The sequence below is a fragment of the Pantoea sp. UBA7232 genome (assembly GCF_002473195.1).
Taxonomy (GTDB): Bacteria; Pseudomonadota; Gammaproteobacteria; order Enterobacterales; family Enterobacteriaceae; genus Pantoea; species Pantoea eucrina.
Map to the genome: position 1 here is coordinate 469743 of NZ_DKTK01000018.1, position 14156 is coordinate 483898.

General features: G+C 57.9%; 16 protein-coding genes and 1 other annotated feature. Of the genes, 13 read left to right on the plus strand and 3 right to left on the minus strand.

All coding sequences use genetic code 11. The features are described 5' to 3' along the window. Window positions 1-6: 6 nt before the first annotated feature. Window positions 7-834, minus strand: a complete 828-nt coding sequence (locus B4056_RS16740; RefSeq protein ID WP_039385302.1) for an SDR family oxidoreductase — start codon at window positions 832-834, stop codon at window positions 7-9. A gap of 181 nt (window positions 835-1015) precedes the next feature. Here B4056_RS16740 and hisL point away from each other — a divergent pair, with 181 nt between their 5' ends. The 13 genes from hisL to B4056_RS16805 all read left to right on the plus strand — a co-directional run bounded on the left by hisL (window position 1016) and on the right by B4056_RS16805 (window position 11578). Then, window positions 1016-1063 carry a his operon leader peptide gene (hisL, locus tag B4056_RS16745; RefSeq protein ID WP_100396937.1) on the plus strand — a complete coding sequence of 16 codons (48 nt, stop codon included), beginning with the start codon at window positions 1016-1018 and terminating at the stop codon, window positions 1061-1063. Next, window positions 1039-1160, plus strand: a sequence feature (His leader region). Its footprint overlaps the gene before it by 25 nt. 54 nt (window positions 1161-1214) lie before the next feature. Next, a complete protein-coding gene (hisG, locus tag B4056_RS16750; RefSeq protein WP_039385304.1) occupies window positions 1215-2114 on the plus strand; it encodes an ATP phosphoribosyltransferase in 900 nt (299 codons plus the stop codon). A gap of 3 nt (window positions 2115-2117) precedes the next feature. Continuing rightward, window positions 2118-3425 carry a histidinol dehydrogenase gene (hisD, locus tag B4056_RS16755; protein ID WP_104085173.1) on the plus strand — a complete coding sequence of 436 codons (1308 nt, stop codon included), beginning with the start codon at window positions 2118-2120 and terminating at the stop codon, window positions 3423-3425. Next, window positions 3422-4498, plus strand: coding sequence for a histidinol-phosphate transaminase (hisC, locus tag B4056_RS16760; RefSeq protein WP_288655404.1), 1077 nt, complete (start codon window positions 3422-3424; stop codon window positions 4496-4498). Before hisD ends, hisC begins: the two co-directional genes overlap by 4 nt. Continuing rightward, window positions 4495-5562 carry a bifunctional histidinol-phosphatase/imidazoleglycerol-phosphate dehydratase HisB gene (hisB, locus tag B4056_RS16765; RefSeq protein ID WP_039385309.1) on the plus strand — a complete coding sequence of 356 codons (1068 nt, stop codon included), beginning with the start codon at window positions 4495-4497 and terminating at the stop codon, window positions 5560-5562. Before hisC ends, hisB begins: the two co-directional genes overlap by 4 nt. Continuing rightward, window positions 5562-6152 carry an imidazole glycerol phosphate synthase subunit HisH gene (gene hisH, locus B4056_RS16770; protein WP_039385312.1) on the plus strand — a complete coding sequence of 197 codons (591 nt, stop codon included), beginning with the start codon at window positions 5562-5564 and terminating at the stop codon, window positions 6150-6152. Before hisB ends, hisH begins: the two co-directional genes overlap by 1 nt. Next, window positions 6152-6889 (plus strand): 1-(5-phosphoribosyl)-5-[(5-phosphoribosylamino)methylideneamino]imidazole-4-carboxamide isomerase, encoded by a 738-nt coding sequence (gene hisA / locus B4056_RS16775; RefSeq protein ID WP_039385314.1) that lies wholly within the window; start codon window positions 6152-6154, stop codon window positions 6887-6889. The genes hisH and hisA overlap by 1 nt, the downstream gene beginning before the upstream one ends. Continuing rightward, entirely contained in the window at window positions 6871-7647 is a 777-nt protein-coding gene (hisF, locus tag B4056_RS16780) for an imidazole glycerol phosphate synthase subunit HisF (RefSeq protein WP_039385316.1), read from the plus strand. Before hisA ends, hisF begins: the two co-directional genes overlap by 19 nt. Then, window positions 7641-8252 carry a bifunctional phosphoribosyl-AMP cyclohydrolase/phosphoribosyl-ATP diphosphatase HisIE gene (gene hisIE, locus B4056_RS16785; protein ID WP_094111770.1) on the plus strand — a complete coding sequence of 204 codons (612 nt, stop codon included), beginning with the start codon at window positions 7641-7643 and terminating at the stop codon, window positions 8250-8252. The genes hisF and hisIE overlap by 7 nt, the downstream gene beginning before the upstream one ends. A 438-nt stretch (window positions 8253-8690) precedes the next feature. After that, window positions 8691-9026, plus strand: coding sequence for a helix-turn-helix domain-containing protein (locus B4056_RS16790; RefSeq protein WP_039385326.1), 336 nt, complete (start codon window positions 8691-8693; stop codon window positions 9024-9026). Beyond that, window positions 9013-9489, plus strand: coding sequence for a YbaK/prolyl-tRNA synthetase associated domain-containing protein (locus B4056_RS16795; RefSeq protein WP_288655409.1), 477 nt, complete (start codon window positions 9013-9015; stop codon window positions 9487-9489). The genes B4056_RS16790 and B4056_RS16795 overlap by 14 nt, the downstream gene beginning before the upstream one ends. Before the next feature lie 64 nt (window positions 9490-9553). Next, window positions 9554-10351, plus strand: coding sequence for an ABC transporter substrate-binding protein (locus B4056_RS16800; protein WP_113655037.1), 798 nt, complete (start codon window positions 9554-9556; stop codon window positions 10349-10351). Window positions 10352-10462: 111 nt separating this feature from the next. Next, complete coding sequence (locus tag B4056_RS16805) at window positions 10463-11578, plus strand: succinylglutamate desuccinylase/aspartoacylase family protein (protein WP_039385336.1); 1116 nt, start codon at window positions 10463-10465, stop codon at window positions 11576-11578. Window positions 11579-11617: 39 nt separating this feature from the next. Here B4056_RS16805 and wzzB read toward each other — a convergent pair whose 3' ends face one another. Continuing rightward, window positions 11618-12625, minus strand: coding sequence for an LPS O-antigen chain length determinant protein WzzB (gene wzzB, locus B4056_RS16810; protein ID WP_094111767.1), 1008 nt, complete (start codon window positions 12623-12625; stop codon window positions 11618-11620). A 68-nt stretch (window positions 12626-12693) separates the two neighbouring features. Continuing rightward, window positions 12694-14103 (minus strand): NADP-dependent phosphogluconate dehydrogenase, encoded by a 1410-nt coding sequence (gene gndA, locus B4056_RS16815; RefSeq protein WP_039385340.1) that lies wholly within the window; start codon window positions 14101-14103, stop codon window positions 12694-12696. Between the last annotated feature and the right edge of the window lie 53 nt (window positions 14104-14156).

The following is a 14156-nucleotide window of genomic DNA, read 5'->3' on the forward strand; positions in this document are numbered from 1 at the left end:
CCGGGTTTATGCCAGCGGCATGCGTGCCGGATCGGGGTAGCGATACTCAAAGCCGAGCTCATCGCAGATTTTTGTGCCATCAATCAGTTTGCCGGTCGGGCGGCCGGACTGCGCACTGAACGTGGGCGGCACCAGGCCCAGCTTCTTTGTCACGTCAGGGTAAAACGTATCCCGCGACGGATGATGCGGCGCGCAGAGGTTGTAGGTGTGCCCGCCTTTTGGCCGCTGCAGCAGCAGCATAATCGCCTCTACCACATCATCCAGATGCACCAGGTTCACGCCGTGACTGCCCTGTTCCAGCCCGGTTTTCCCGGCCAGAAAGCGACCAGGATGGCGATCCGGCCCCACCAGACCGGCGAGCCGCAGAATATCCACGCTGGTGCCCGGCAGGCCGTGCAGCCAGTGCTCCAGCTCGACCAGTGTTTTGCCGGCGACTGTCTCCGGCTGGAGCGCGCTCTGCTCTTTCATGATCCCCTCACCTGCGCCGTAGACCGAGGTGGAGCTGGTGAAAATAATGCGCGGCACCCGGCTTGCCAGCGCCGTGTCCACCACGTTTTGTACCGCCTGCATATAGGCGTCAGCCCCCTGCACGGTGCGGCTGGCCGGCAGCGTAACCACCAGCGCATCCACCTGCATCAGCGCCTCAAGTTCGTCAGCATCACACTCAATTTCCGGCGTCAGTTTCAGCTGATACGCCTCAATGCCGCAGCGCCGCGCGGCTTCAACGCCATCCGGCGTGGTTTTTGTGCCGGTCACTTCCCAGCCCCGCGCCGTCAGCGCCATTGCCAGCGGCATCCCCAGCCAGCCCAGACCCGTAATCGCGACTCGTTTCATCTCTGCTCCTGCTGTTGCGCGCCATCGTTATCTCATCTTAGAGCGGCGCCGCCCGGCAAACCAGCGCAAAGTGTTGCGGAAGGTTCCGTAAACTGACGTTAAAAAAGGGTTGCCAAGCCGCGCCATCTTCGCTAGGTTAATCAGCACGCAAATGAATACTCATTCAGCAACGGAATTTATTATGACACGCGTTCAGTTCAACCATCATCACCACCATCACCCTGACTAGTCTTTCAGGCGATGTGTGCTGGGAGACGTTCAGGATCTTCCAGTGGTGCGAGCGCAAAGAGAGCCCCCGGAAGATCATCTTCCGGGGGTTTTTTTATGGGCGAACGCAAACGTAACACGTTCAGACAGGATCAAATAAGAGGACAGGAACCATGTTAGATAACACCCGTTTACGCATAGCTATGCAGAAATCTGGCCGTTTAAGTGATGAATCACGCGAACTGCTGGCGCGCTGCGGCATCAAAATCAACCTTCAGCAGCAGCGTCTGATTGCGTTTGCGGAGAACATGCCTATCGATATTCTGCGCGTGCGCGATGACGATATTCCCGGTCTGGTGATGGATGGCGTGGTCGATCTCGGCATTGTCGGTGAGAACGTGCTGGAAGAGGAGCTGCTGACCCGCCGCTCGCAGGGTGAGGATCCGCGCTACTTTACGCTGCGTCGTCTGGATTTCGGCGGCTGCCGCCTGTCGCTGGCGATGCCGGTAGATGCCGACTATACCGGTCCGCAGTGCCTGAACAACGCCCGTATCGCCACCTCCTATCCACATCTGCTGAAACAGTATCTCGACAAACAGGGTATCCCGTTTAAATCCTGCCTGCTGAATGGTTCAGTAGAAGTCGCGCCGCGCGCAGGCCTGGCTGATGCGATCTGCGATCTGGTCTCTACCGGCGCCACGCTGGAGGCCAACGGCCTGCGTGAGGTCGAGGTGATCTACCGCTCCAAAGCGGTACTGATCCAGCGCGACGGCGAGCTGCCGGCTGCCAAGCAGGCGCTGGTCGACACCATGATGACGCGCATCCAGGGCGTGATCAAAGCGCGCGAATCAAAATATATCATGCTGCACGCGCCGAGCGAGCGGCTGGAAGAGGTTATCGCCCTGCTGCCTGGCGCCGAGCGCCCTACCGTGCTGCCGCTGGCGGGCGAAGTGAGCCGCGTGGCGATGCACATGGTCAGCAGCGAGACGCTGTTCTGGGAAACCATGGAAAAACTGAAAGCGCTGGGCGCCAGCTCGATCCTGGTGCTGCCGATTGAAAAAATGCTGGAGTAACCGATGAGCACCCTGATGACCCCAATCAGCTGGCAGCAGTGCGACGCCGCACAGCAGCAGGCGCTGCTGCAGCGTCCGGCCATTGCCGCTTCTGCCACCGTCAGCGCCACCGTGCAGAACGTGCTGGCGGAAGTGAAATCGCGCGGCGACGCGGCACTGCGCGACTTCAGCGCGCAGTTTGATAAGGCGCAGGTCAGCCAGCTGCGCGTCTCTGCGGCAGAGATGCAGGCCGCCAGCGCACGCCTGAGCGACGAGCTTAAACAGGCGATGGCGGTTGCCGTGCGCAATATTGAGACCTTCCACAACGCCCAGATTCTGGCCGCGGTGGATGTCGAAACGCAGCCCGGCGTGCGCTGTCAGCAGATTACGCGGCCGGTGCAGTCGGTAGGCCTCTATATTCCGGGCGGCTCTGCGCCTCTCTTTTCCACCGTGCTGATGCTGGCAACGCCGGCGCGCATCGCTGGCTGCGGCCGCGTGGTGCTCTGCTCGCCGCCACCGGTTGCCGATGAAATTCTCTATGCCGCACAGCTGTGTGGCGTGCAGGAGGTGTTTCAGGTCGGCGGCGCGCAGGCGATTGCTGCACTGGCTTTTGGTACCGAATCGGTGCCGAAAGTGGACAAAATCTTTGGCCCGGGCAACGCCTGGGTGACGGAGGCGAAGCGTCAGGTCAGCCAGCGGCTCGACGGCGCGGCTATCGATATGCCTGCCGGCCCCTCTGAAGTGCTGGTGATCGCTGATGAAGGGGCGACGCCCGCGTTTGTCGCTTCTGACCTGCTGTCGCAGGCGGAACACGGTCCTGATTCTCAGGTGATCCTGCTGACGCCGTCGCAGAGGCTGGCCGAAGAGGTCGCGCAGGCCGTTGAGGCGCAGCTGGCCGCACTGCCGCGCGCCGCCACCGCGCGTCAGGCGCTGGCGAGCAGCCGCCTGATCGTGGCGCAGGATCTGGCGCAGTGCGTGGCGATTTCCAACCAGTATGGTCCGGAGCACCTGATCATTCAGACGCGCCAGCCGCGCGATCTGGTCGATGCTATCACCAGCGCCGGTTCGGTATTTCTCGGCGACTGGTCACCGGAATCTGCCGGTGACTACGCCTCGGGCACTAACCACGTCCTGCCAACCTATGGCTATACCGCCACCAGCTCCAGCCTCGGACTGGCAGATTTCCAGAAGCGGATGACGGTGCAGGAACTGACACCGCAGGGCTTTATGAACCTGGCCGCCACCATTGAAACCCTGGCCGCCGCCGAGCAGCTTGATGCGCACAAAAACGCCGTTACCCTGCGCGTTGCCGCCCTGAAGGAGCAAGCATGAGCACTGAAATTGAAGCGTTAGCGCGTGCTAACGTCCGCGCCCTGACGCCCTACCAGTCAGCGCGTCGCCTGGGTGGCAACGGGGATGTCTGGCTGAACGCCAACGAATTTCCGCTTCCGGTGCCGTTTGAGCTGTCACAGCAGACGCTGAATCGCTATCCGGAGTGCCAGCCGCGGCTGGTGATTGAGCGCTATGCCGCCTACGCCGGTTTAACCCCGGAGCAGGTTCTGGTCAGCCGCGGCGCTGATGAGGGCATTGAGCTGCTGATGCGTGCCTTCTGCGAGCCGGGCAAAGATGCCATTCTGTTCTGCCCGCCGACATATGGTATGTACAGCGTCAGCGCCGAAACCATCGGTATTGAGTACCGTACCGTGCCGGCGCTGGACAACTGGCAGCTTAACCTGCCGGCCATTGCCGATAAGCTCGATGGCGTAAAAGTGGTTTACCTCTGCAGCCCGAACAATCCGACCGGTAACCTGATCAATCAGGATGATATCCGGGCGCTGCTGGACATGACCGCCGGTAAAGCGCTGGTGGTGGCAGACGAGGCGTATATTGAGTTCTGCCCGGCCGCAACGCTTGCGGCGTGGCTGCAGGCGTATCCGCATCTGGTGATCCTGCGCACGCTCTCAAAGGCGTTCGCGCTGGCGGGTCTGCGCTGCGGTTTCACCCTGGCTAACAAGCCGGTTATCGATCTGCTGATGAAGGTGATCGCACCTTATCCGCTGGCCACGCCGGTCGCTGACGTTGCGGCGCAGGCGCTGAGCGAGGCGGGCATTGCGCTGATGCGTCAGCATGTCGCTGAACTCAACGCGAACCGCGCATGGCTGTATGAACAGCTTCCGCAGCTGCCCGTGGTGGAGCAGGTGTTTCCGAGCGAGACCAACTACATTCTCGCGCGCTTCACCGACTCGCCAGCCGTGTTTAAATCGCTGTGGGATCGGGGCATTATTCTGCGTGACCAGAACAAAAATCCCGGTCTTGCCGGATGCCTGCGCATCTCAATTGGTACCCGAACCGAGTGCGAGCGCCTGATCGCCGCGCTGCAAGCCTTTTCCGTGGAGCAAGCATGAGCCAGAAGATCCTTTTTATTGACCGTGACGGCACGCTGATTGCCGAACCGCCGTCTGACTTTCAGGTAGATCGCCTGGATAAGCTGGCGCTGGAGAAAGATGTGATCCCCGCGCTGCTGGCGCTGCAGGAAGCGGGCTACCAGCTGGTGATGATCACCAATCAGGATGGTCTGGGTACCGAAAGCTTCCCGCAGGCCGATTTCGATGCGCCGCATACGCTGATGATGCAGATCTTTACCTCGCAGGGAATTAACTTCAGCGATGTGCTGATCTGCCCTCACCTGCCCGCCGATAACTGCGACTGCCGTAAACCCAAAACCCGGCTGGTTGAGGCGTGGCTGGCAGAGGGCGCGCTGGATAAAACCAGCAGCTATGTGATTGGCGACCGTCAGACCGATCTGCAGCTGGCGGAAAACATGGGCATTCAGGGCCTGCGCTACGGCGCCGAAGGCGAGAGCTGGGCCTCCATTCAGGCGCAGCTCACCAAACGCGACCGCTATGCGCTGGTCAACCGCAACACCAAAGAGACGCAGATCAAAGTGGAAGTGTGGCTCGATCGTGAAGGCGGCAGCAAAATCAACACCGGCGTCGGTTTTTTTGACCACATGCTGGACCAGATCGCGGTACACGGCGGCTTTCGCATGAATATCGACGTCAAAGGCGACCTCTATATTGACGATCACCACACGGTGGAGGATACCGGCCTGGCGCTGGGCGAAGCGCTGCTCAGGGCGCTGGGCGACAAGCGCGGCATTGGCCGTTTCGGCTTTGTGCTGCCGATGGATGAGTGTCTGGCGCGCTGCGCGCTCGATATCTCCGGCCGGCCACATCTTGAATACAAAGCGGAGTTCAGCTATCAGCGCGTGGGCGATCTCAGCACTGAGATGGTCGAGCACTTCTTCCGCTCGCTCTCCTACGCCATGATGAGCACGCTGCACCTGAAAACCAAAGGCCGTAACGATCACCACCGCGTGGAGAGTTTGTTCAAAGCCTTTGGCCGCACGCTGCGCCAGGCGATCCGCGTCGAGGGGAATACCCTGCCGAGCTCAAAAGGAGTGCTGTGATGAACGTGGTCATTCTCGACACCGGCTGCGCCAACCTCTCGTCGGTCAGATGGGCGATTGAGCGCCTCGGCTATACGCCTGAAGTGAGCCGCGATGCCGATGTGGTACTGCGCGCCGATAAACTGCTGCTGCCGGGCGTCGGCACCGCACAGGCGGCGATGAACCAGCTGGCAGAGCGCGAGCTGATTGATCTGATCAAAGCCTGTACGCAGCCGGTGCTGGGGATCTGCCTCGGTATGCAGCTGCTGGGACGCGGCAGCGATGAGAATGGCGGCATCAGCACGCTGGGTATCGTTGATGAGCCGGTGGCGCTGATGGATACGCAGGGCCTGCCGCTGCCGCACATGGGCTGGAATCAGATCACCGCCAAAGCGGGACACCATCTGTTCCGCGATATTCCGGATGGCAGCTACTTCTACTTTGTGCACAGCTACGCGATGCCGGTTAACGCCGCCACGATTGCGCAGTGTGACTACGGCCTGCCTTTTACCGCCGCGCTGCAGAAAGATAACTTCTTTGGCGTGCAGTTTCACCCGGAGCGCTCCGGCAAAGCGGGCGCGCAGCTGCTGAAAAACTTTCTGGAGATGTAATGATTATCCCCGCGTTAGATTTGATTGATGGCAAGGTGGTGCGCCTGCATCAGGGTGACTACGGTCAGCAGCGCGACTACGGCAGCGATCCGCTGCCGCGCCTGCAGGAGTATGAACGCCAGGGCGCCGGTGTGCTGCACCTGGTGGATTTGACCGGTGCAAAAGATCCGGCTAAGCGCCAGATCCCGCTGCTGACCACGCTGCTGCGCGGCGTCAGCGTACCGGTGCAGGTTGGCGGCGGCATTCGCCAGCGTGATGATGTGGCCGCCCTGCTTGCCGCCGGGGCCACGCGCGTGGTGGTCGGCTCGACGGCAGTCAAACAGCCAGAAGAAGTGAAAAGCTGGTTCAGCGAATTTGGTGCTGACGCCATCGTGCTGGCGCTGGATGTGCGCATCGACGCGGCTAACCGTAAAGAAGTGGCGATCAGCGGCTGGCAGGAAGCGGCGGGCGTTACGCTGGAAGAGGTGATTAGCTGGTATCAGCCGGTGGGCCTGAAGCATGTGCTCTGCACTGACATTTCACGCGACGGCACGCTGAGCGGCTCTAACGTAGCGCTCTATAAAGAGGTGTCTGCTGCTTTTCCGGACATCGCCTTTCAGAGTTCCGGCGGCATCGGCTCGCTGGCAGATATCGCCGCGCTGCGCGGCAGCGGTGCGCAGGGTGTGATCGTTGGTCGTGCCCTGCTGGAAGATAAATTTACGGTAGCGGAGGCGATCTCATGCTGGCAAAACGGATAATCCCCTGTCTGGACGTGCGTGACGGACAGGTTGTAAAAGGCGTGCAGTTCCGCAATCACGAAATCATCGGCGACATTGTGCCGCTGGCGCAGCGCTACGCGCAGGAAGGGGCCGACGAGCTGGTGTTTTATGACATCACCGCCTCATCGGATGGCCGCGTGGTCGACAAAAGCTGGGTCTCACGCGTAGCGGAAGTGATCGACATTCCGTTCTGCGTCGCGGGCGGCATCAGGAGCGAGGAGGATGCCGCGCGCATTCTGCAGTTTGGCGCTGACAAAATCTCTGTCAATTCCCCGGCGCTGGCCGATCCGACGCTGATCACCCGTCTCGCCGACCGTTTTGGCGTGCAGTGCATAGTAGTGGGTATCGATACCTGGTTTGATGAAGCGAGCGGTAAATATCACGTCAACCAGTATACCGGTGATGAAGCGCGTACCCGGGTAACGCAGTGGGAAACCCTTGACTGGGTGCGGGAAGTGCAGAAGCTTGGCGCGGGCGAGATCGTGCTGAATATGATGAATCAGGACGGCGTACGTAACGGCTACGATCTGGTTCAGCTGCAGAAGGTCCGCGAAGTGTGCAGCGTGCCGCTGATCGCGTCCGGCGGGGCCGGCACCATGCCACATTTCCTCGACGCCTTTACGCAGGCAAACGTTGATGGTGCGCTGGCAGCGTCGGTGTTTCATAAGCAGATTATTAATATCAGTGAGCTGAAAAACTTTCTGATCGACAACGGTGTGGAGATTCGCGCGTGTTAACAGCAGACCAACTGGCCCGCCTGGACTGGGTCAAAACCGCGGGCATGATGCCCGTTATCGTGCAGCACAACGTCTCCGGCGAAGTGCTGATGCACGGTTATATGAATGAGGCGGCGCTGGAAAAAACGCTGGCGGAAGGCAACGTCACTTTTTTCTCGCGCACCAAAGAGCGGCTCTGGACCAAAGGCGAATCCTCCGGCCACTTTCTGCAGGTAGTGAGCATTACGCCAGACTGCGATAACGATACGCTGCTGGTGCTGGCGAACCCGGTCGGGCCGACGTGCCATCTCGGCACCTCCAGCTGCTTCTCGCCCGCCGCCCCGGAGTGGACGTTCCTCTATCAACTGGAGCAGTTGCTGGCGTCGCGGAAACATGCCGATCCCGCCAGTTCTTATACCGCCAGCCTCTACGCCAGCGGCACCAAACGTATTGCGCAGAAGGTTGGCGAAGAGGGCGTGGAGACCGCGCTGGCGGCCACGGTTAACGATCGTCATGAACTGACCAACGAAGCCTCCGACCTGCTCTATCACCTGATGGTGCTGCTGCAGGACCAGGATCTGGATTTAAGCGCGATCGTTAACAACCTGCGCGCCCGTCATAAGTAACCAATTGTGCAACATGCTGCTCAAAATTAGTGACCAGGAATTATTTTGAGCAGCATTCTTCTCAAAAAAAGCAAATCCAGCCCTCTTTGAGCAATATACTGCTCAAAGAGGGCTGGTTATGCTGACCTTACAACTTTACCTTGACGGAGTCTGGCATGATGCTGCCATGCTCAATGTTAAAGCCCCCAGCCTGGTCGTGGCAGCGAAGCATTACTGGCTTATGACTTTACCTATGCAATAGTAAAACTGGCATCTGATTGCACAACGTCTGAACTATCTGGTCTCTGAGAAAAGGTTACTGGAGGCGCTATGTATACTAGCGAAAAAGCTGACTGGTCTTAAGGTGCGCCTGGCGCAACGCGGTGTGCCTGCGTCAATTCTCGAAATGCCCGGCGTTGGCTTCAATTTTCTGGATGAGCGCATTGCAGGGTGGAAATTATGATGAAAACCATGACGCCGTTTGAACGTGAAGCGTTATTCCTGGCGTTATTACGTCAGTCGATTGAAGAAAAAGCCAGCCACGGCAAGTTACTTATGCAACTCCGCAAACAGGTGCTGGGGTTTTCACAGGATCGCTATGCGGCGCTGGCTGGCATCAGCCGGCGTACCCTGTCAGATATCGAACAGGATAAAGAGAGCGTGACCCTGAATGTGCTGAATCGAGCTTTCAGGCCGCTGGGGCTGGAAATGGGTTTGTTGCCACAACAATCTCACATGCGGCAAACGCTGATTGCGCTGCTGGCTCAACAGGGCGCATCCCATGACCACCCATGAAAAACTTATCGCCCTGCTCGACCAGCACGGCGCTCAATATCGCCTGCTGGAGCATGCAGCGAACGGGAAGTGTGAAGCAGTGGCGGCTTTGCGAGGTACAGAGGTGGGCCAGGGTGCGAAAGCGCTGGTGTGCCATGTCAAAGGTAACGGTATCAAGCAATATGTACTGGCGGTGCTGCCGGCCGATCGGCAGGCGGACCTGAGTAAAGTGGCGGCTGCGGTGGGTGGACGTCGTGCCTCGCTGGCCTCCCCGGCAGAAGTGGATGCCCTGACCGCCTGTGTATTTGGGGCGATTCCACCGTTTAGCTTTCATGAAGATTTACGGCTGGTAATCGATCCGCTGTTGTTTGAACGCTATGGCGAAATCGCGTTTAATGCCGGAGTGCTGGAGAGATCTGTAGTGCTGAATATTAACGATTACCAGCGGCTGCATAATGGTAACGTGATGAAAATAATCCTCTAATTGCCATCCGCCATCGCGGGGGGTACTCTCGGAATACCCGCTTTTACAACAGAAGAACCCGTTTATGGCACACTCCCGTTTTACCGCGCGTCTGCGCAATACCGCAGCGCTGGCGCTGCTGGCTGGCTGCGCTTTTGGCGCGCAGGCAAAGATTGATCAGGTGCGTTTCGCGGTTGATCCGACCTATCCGCCGTTTGAGTCCAAAACCCCGCAGGGCAAGCTGGTGGGGTTTGATATCGATCTGGGCAACGCGCTGTGCGCGCAGATGCAGGCCAAATGCGTCTGGGTTGAAAGTCAGTTTGACGGCATGATCCCGGCGCTGAAGGCGCGCAAGTTTGACGCTATCCTCTCCGATATGGGCGTGACCGAAGAGCGCCTGAAGCAGATCGACTTTACTGAACCGATGTATGACACGCACGTGCAGCTGATAGCGCGTAAAGGCTCCGGCCTGCTGCCGACCGCAGAATCGCTCAGGGGCAAAAACGTGGGTGTGGAACAGGGTACGGTGCAGGAGCGTTATGCGCGCGCTAAATGGCAGCCGCACGGCGTCAATGTGGTGCCGTATGGCGACCAGGCACAGGTAGAAAGCGACCTGATCTCCGGCCGTCTGGACGCGGTGTTTACCGACGCTGCGCAGGCGGCGATCGGTTTCCTGAAGCATCCGCAGGGGAAAGATTTTGCGCTGGCCGGCCCGATTGTACAGGACCCGCTGATTGGCCCTGGCACCGCTATCGGCCTGCGTAAAGGCGACACTGAACTCAAAGCGGCGCTCAACGGCGCGTTTGATGAGCTGAAGAAAAACGGCACATTTGACACTATCCAGAAGCGCTACTTCGCGACAGATATCTCTGTCCAGCCGTGAATCTCCGGCGGCGCGTTTGCCGCCGCTTTTTTAACGGAACTATACTCTGTTCAGTCACCTTAACAGGCATGCGCGCTACTGCAGCCTCAGAAACAGGACACCGGCCGCCCTATGCAACAACAACATCATCCATTACTGAGCGCCTCGCTGGGCACCCAGCGAGAGATAGTCAGCTTTCATTTCGGTACCGACTCGCAAAAGCGCGTCTATATTCAGGCCGCCCTGCATGGCGATGAGCTGCCGGGTATGGCGGTTGCCTGGTATCTTAAACAGAAGCTGCTGGCGCTGGAGTCCGCCGGCAAGCTGAAAGCGAAAATCACGCTGGTCCCGGTAGCCAATCCGCTGGCGCTGGGTCAGCACTGGCACGGCACGCATCTGGGGCGTTTTCATACTCTCTCTGGCCAGGATTTTAACCGGCGCTTTCCGGCGCTGGGTGAGAAGCTGGCCGCTGAACTGGCGGGGTCTTTGACGCAGAGTGAATATGAAAACAGACGCCTGATCCGCGATGCCATCGACCTTTACTACCGCGATCAGATAGCCAGAACCGAGCTGGAGTCGCAGCGCTATACCCTGATGCGTATGGCAAGTCAGGCCGATCTGATGATCGACCTGCACTGCGACTGGGATGCGCTGCCGCACCTCTATACAACGCCTCACGCCTGGTCTGAAGTGGAACCACTGGCGCGCTGGCTCGGCAGTGAGGTGCAGCTGCTGGCGCAGATTTCCGGCGGTGAGCCGTTCGACGAAGCGTGCTGCGAACCCTGGCTCACGCTGGCAAAACGCTTTGGCGATGATTATCCGATGCCGCGCGGTCTGCTGCCGGTAACGCTGGAGCTGCGCGGCGTCGCCGATGTCTCTGCGGAACAGGCGGAGAAAGATGCAGATGCGATTATTAATGCGCTCACCGAAAGCGGCTATATCAGCGGCGATCCGGGCGTCTCTCCTGCCCTTCGCCATCCGCCAACGCCGCTGGCGGGCTGTGAATATATTCATGCGCCCTACTCCGGCCTGCTGCTGAACCGGCGTAAGCTGGGTGAGTGGATTAAACCGGGGGAAGTGGTGGCAGAAGTGATCGATCCGGTCAGCGACCACATTACGCCGCTGGTTGCTGAGTATGGCGGCGTGCTCTACGCCAGAAATCTCACCAAGTTTGTTACGTCCGGGATGCTGGCGGTGCGGCTGGCGGGGGAAAGTGCAGGACGCAGCGGTGAGCTGCTGGTGATGTGATGACATAAAAAAACCGGCTCAGGGGCCGGTTTTTTTATTTTAGTGACGACTGCGGTAGTTGCTGACGATGCTGCGGCCAATCACGATAGCCGAACCCAGCACGCCGCCCAGGATCAGGGCTAACAATACGGTAAGGGTCTTTTTCGGACTGTCACGACGAATCGGCAGGTCAGCTTCAGCGATGTAGCGGAACGACTGCAGGTTGTCTGCCTGGATGGTGACATGCGTAATAGAGAGCAGCGCGCGCTCGGCACTGTAGTAGTCATCATCAAAATCGAGCGGCTTGGTCGCTTCATTGGTCACCATCGCGCGCAACGCTTCACTGCCCAGCAGATAGAGTGTGTCATCAGAGAGATACTCTGCCTGACTCAGCTGCGATTTTAAAAGGCCAGCCGCTTCCGCCACCTTCAGCGCCTGATTAATCACATCAAGACGATGCTGTTTTTTGTTAATGGCGATCTGCTTGTGCGCATCCAGAATCTCTTTCAGCTCTTTGGCTTTCACGCCCAGGCTATGCTTTATATCCTGACCATAATCGCTGACGACTTCATTATTGACAGTCGTAAGATACTTTTTCAGCTGCGCCTGCGCTTCATTTGCATTCTGCGCGACAAAAGAGATAGTCAGCGCATCATTACTGCCTTTATTCACCTGACTGATTTTTAATGTTTCAGGCTCTTCCTGATTTGCCAGGGCGCCAGCGAGCGCATTCATTGAGGCGCTAAAGCGGCCGAACAGCTGGTTTTGCAGATCGGTAACTGACGGTTTTTCCTGAATGTTTTGCGCATACAGCACGCTCAGCGTGGCGTTATAGCTGGCAACCTGTCCCGCTGAAGGCTGCGTAACAATAGCCTCAGACGTCCATTTTTCCTTCGCCACACTTAAATAGACAATGCTTAACAACATTGTCACTACCATCGTCGCAATAATTATCCACTTGCCTTTCCACAGCTGGACGATTATATCGAGCAAATCTATTTCATCATTATTGTTTGAAGCCAGAACGCCCGGATCGTTATTCAGTCCGGGCTTATTGTTTGCATTCATAAATTCAGTACTCGCCAATCATTGTCAGCATAGAAAAACACCTCCCGAATGGGAGGTGTTAAGAACAGTTACTCTAACCACTCGGTGTGGAATACGCCTTCTTTATCGGTACGCTTGTAGGTATGCGCACCAAAGTAGTCGCGCTGCGCCTGGATCAGGTTAGCAGGCAGCACCGCTGAACGGTAGCTGTCATAGTACGCGATAGCTGCGGAGAAGGTCGGGGTCGGGATGCCGTTCTGTACTGCATAAGCCACCACATCGCGCAGCGCCTGCTGATACTGGTCAGCGATATCTTTGAAGTATGGCGCTAACAGCAGATTGGCGATATTGGCATCGGCAGCATAGGCGTCGGTGATTTTCTGCAGGAACTGTGCACGAATGATGCAGCCGGCACGGAAGATCTTCGCGATCTCACCATACTGCAGATCCCAGCTGTACTGCTCTGATGCCGCACGCAGCTGTGAGAAGCCCTGCGCATAGGAGACAATTTTGCCCAGGTAGAGTGCGCGACGCACTTTCTCAACGAACTCCGCTTTATCACCGCTTACTGCCTGCGCCTGCGGGCCGCTCAGGACCTTAGAGGCAGCAACACGCTGCGTTTTCAGCGAAGAGAGGTAGCGGGCAAATACAGATTCAGTGATCAGCGACAGCGGCTCACCCAGATCCAGCGAGCTCTGGCTGGTCCACTTACCGGTGCCTTTGTTTGCTGCTTCATCCAGAATCACATCAACCAGGTAGTTACCCTCTTCATCTTTTTTAGTGAAGATATCTTTGGTGATGTCGATCAGGTAGCTGCTCAGCTCGCCGTTGTTCCAGTCGGTGAAGGTTTCAGCCAGCTCTTCATTGCTCAGACCCAGCGCACCTTTCAGCAGTGCATAAGCTTCAGCAATCAGCTGCATATCGCCATATTCGATACCGTTATGCACCATCTTCACATAGTGACCAGCACCGTTCGGGCCGATATATGCTACGCAGGCGTCGCCATCTTCTGCACGGGCCGCAATCTTATCGAAGATAGGAGCAACCAGTTCATAAGCTTCTTTCTGACCGCCGGGCATGATAGAAGGACCTTTCAGCGCGCCCTCTTCACCGCCGGAGACGCCGGTACCGATGAAGTTAAAGCCCTGCTCGCTGAGTTCCTGATTACGACGGATGGTGTCTTTGTAGAAGGTGTTACCGCCATCAATCAGAATATCGCCTTTATCCAGATGCGGCGTCAGCGATGCGATAGTTTTATCCGTCGCTTCACCCGCCTGTACCATCAGCAGAATACGACGCGGTTTTTCCAGCGACTCAACAAACTCTTCTACGGTGTAAAACGGAGCAAGTTTCTTACCCGGATTCTCAGCAATGACTTCATCGGTCTTTTCGCGTGAGCGGTTGAAGATAGAAACGGTGTAACCACGGCTTTCGATGTTGAGAGCCAGGTTACGGCCCATTACTGCCATCCCTACTACGCCGATCTGTTGCTTAGACATTACATACTCCTGTCAGATGTATTTACTGCTGATGTGATTAGCAGCACAAAAGT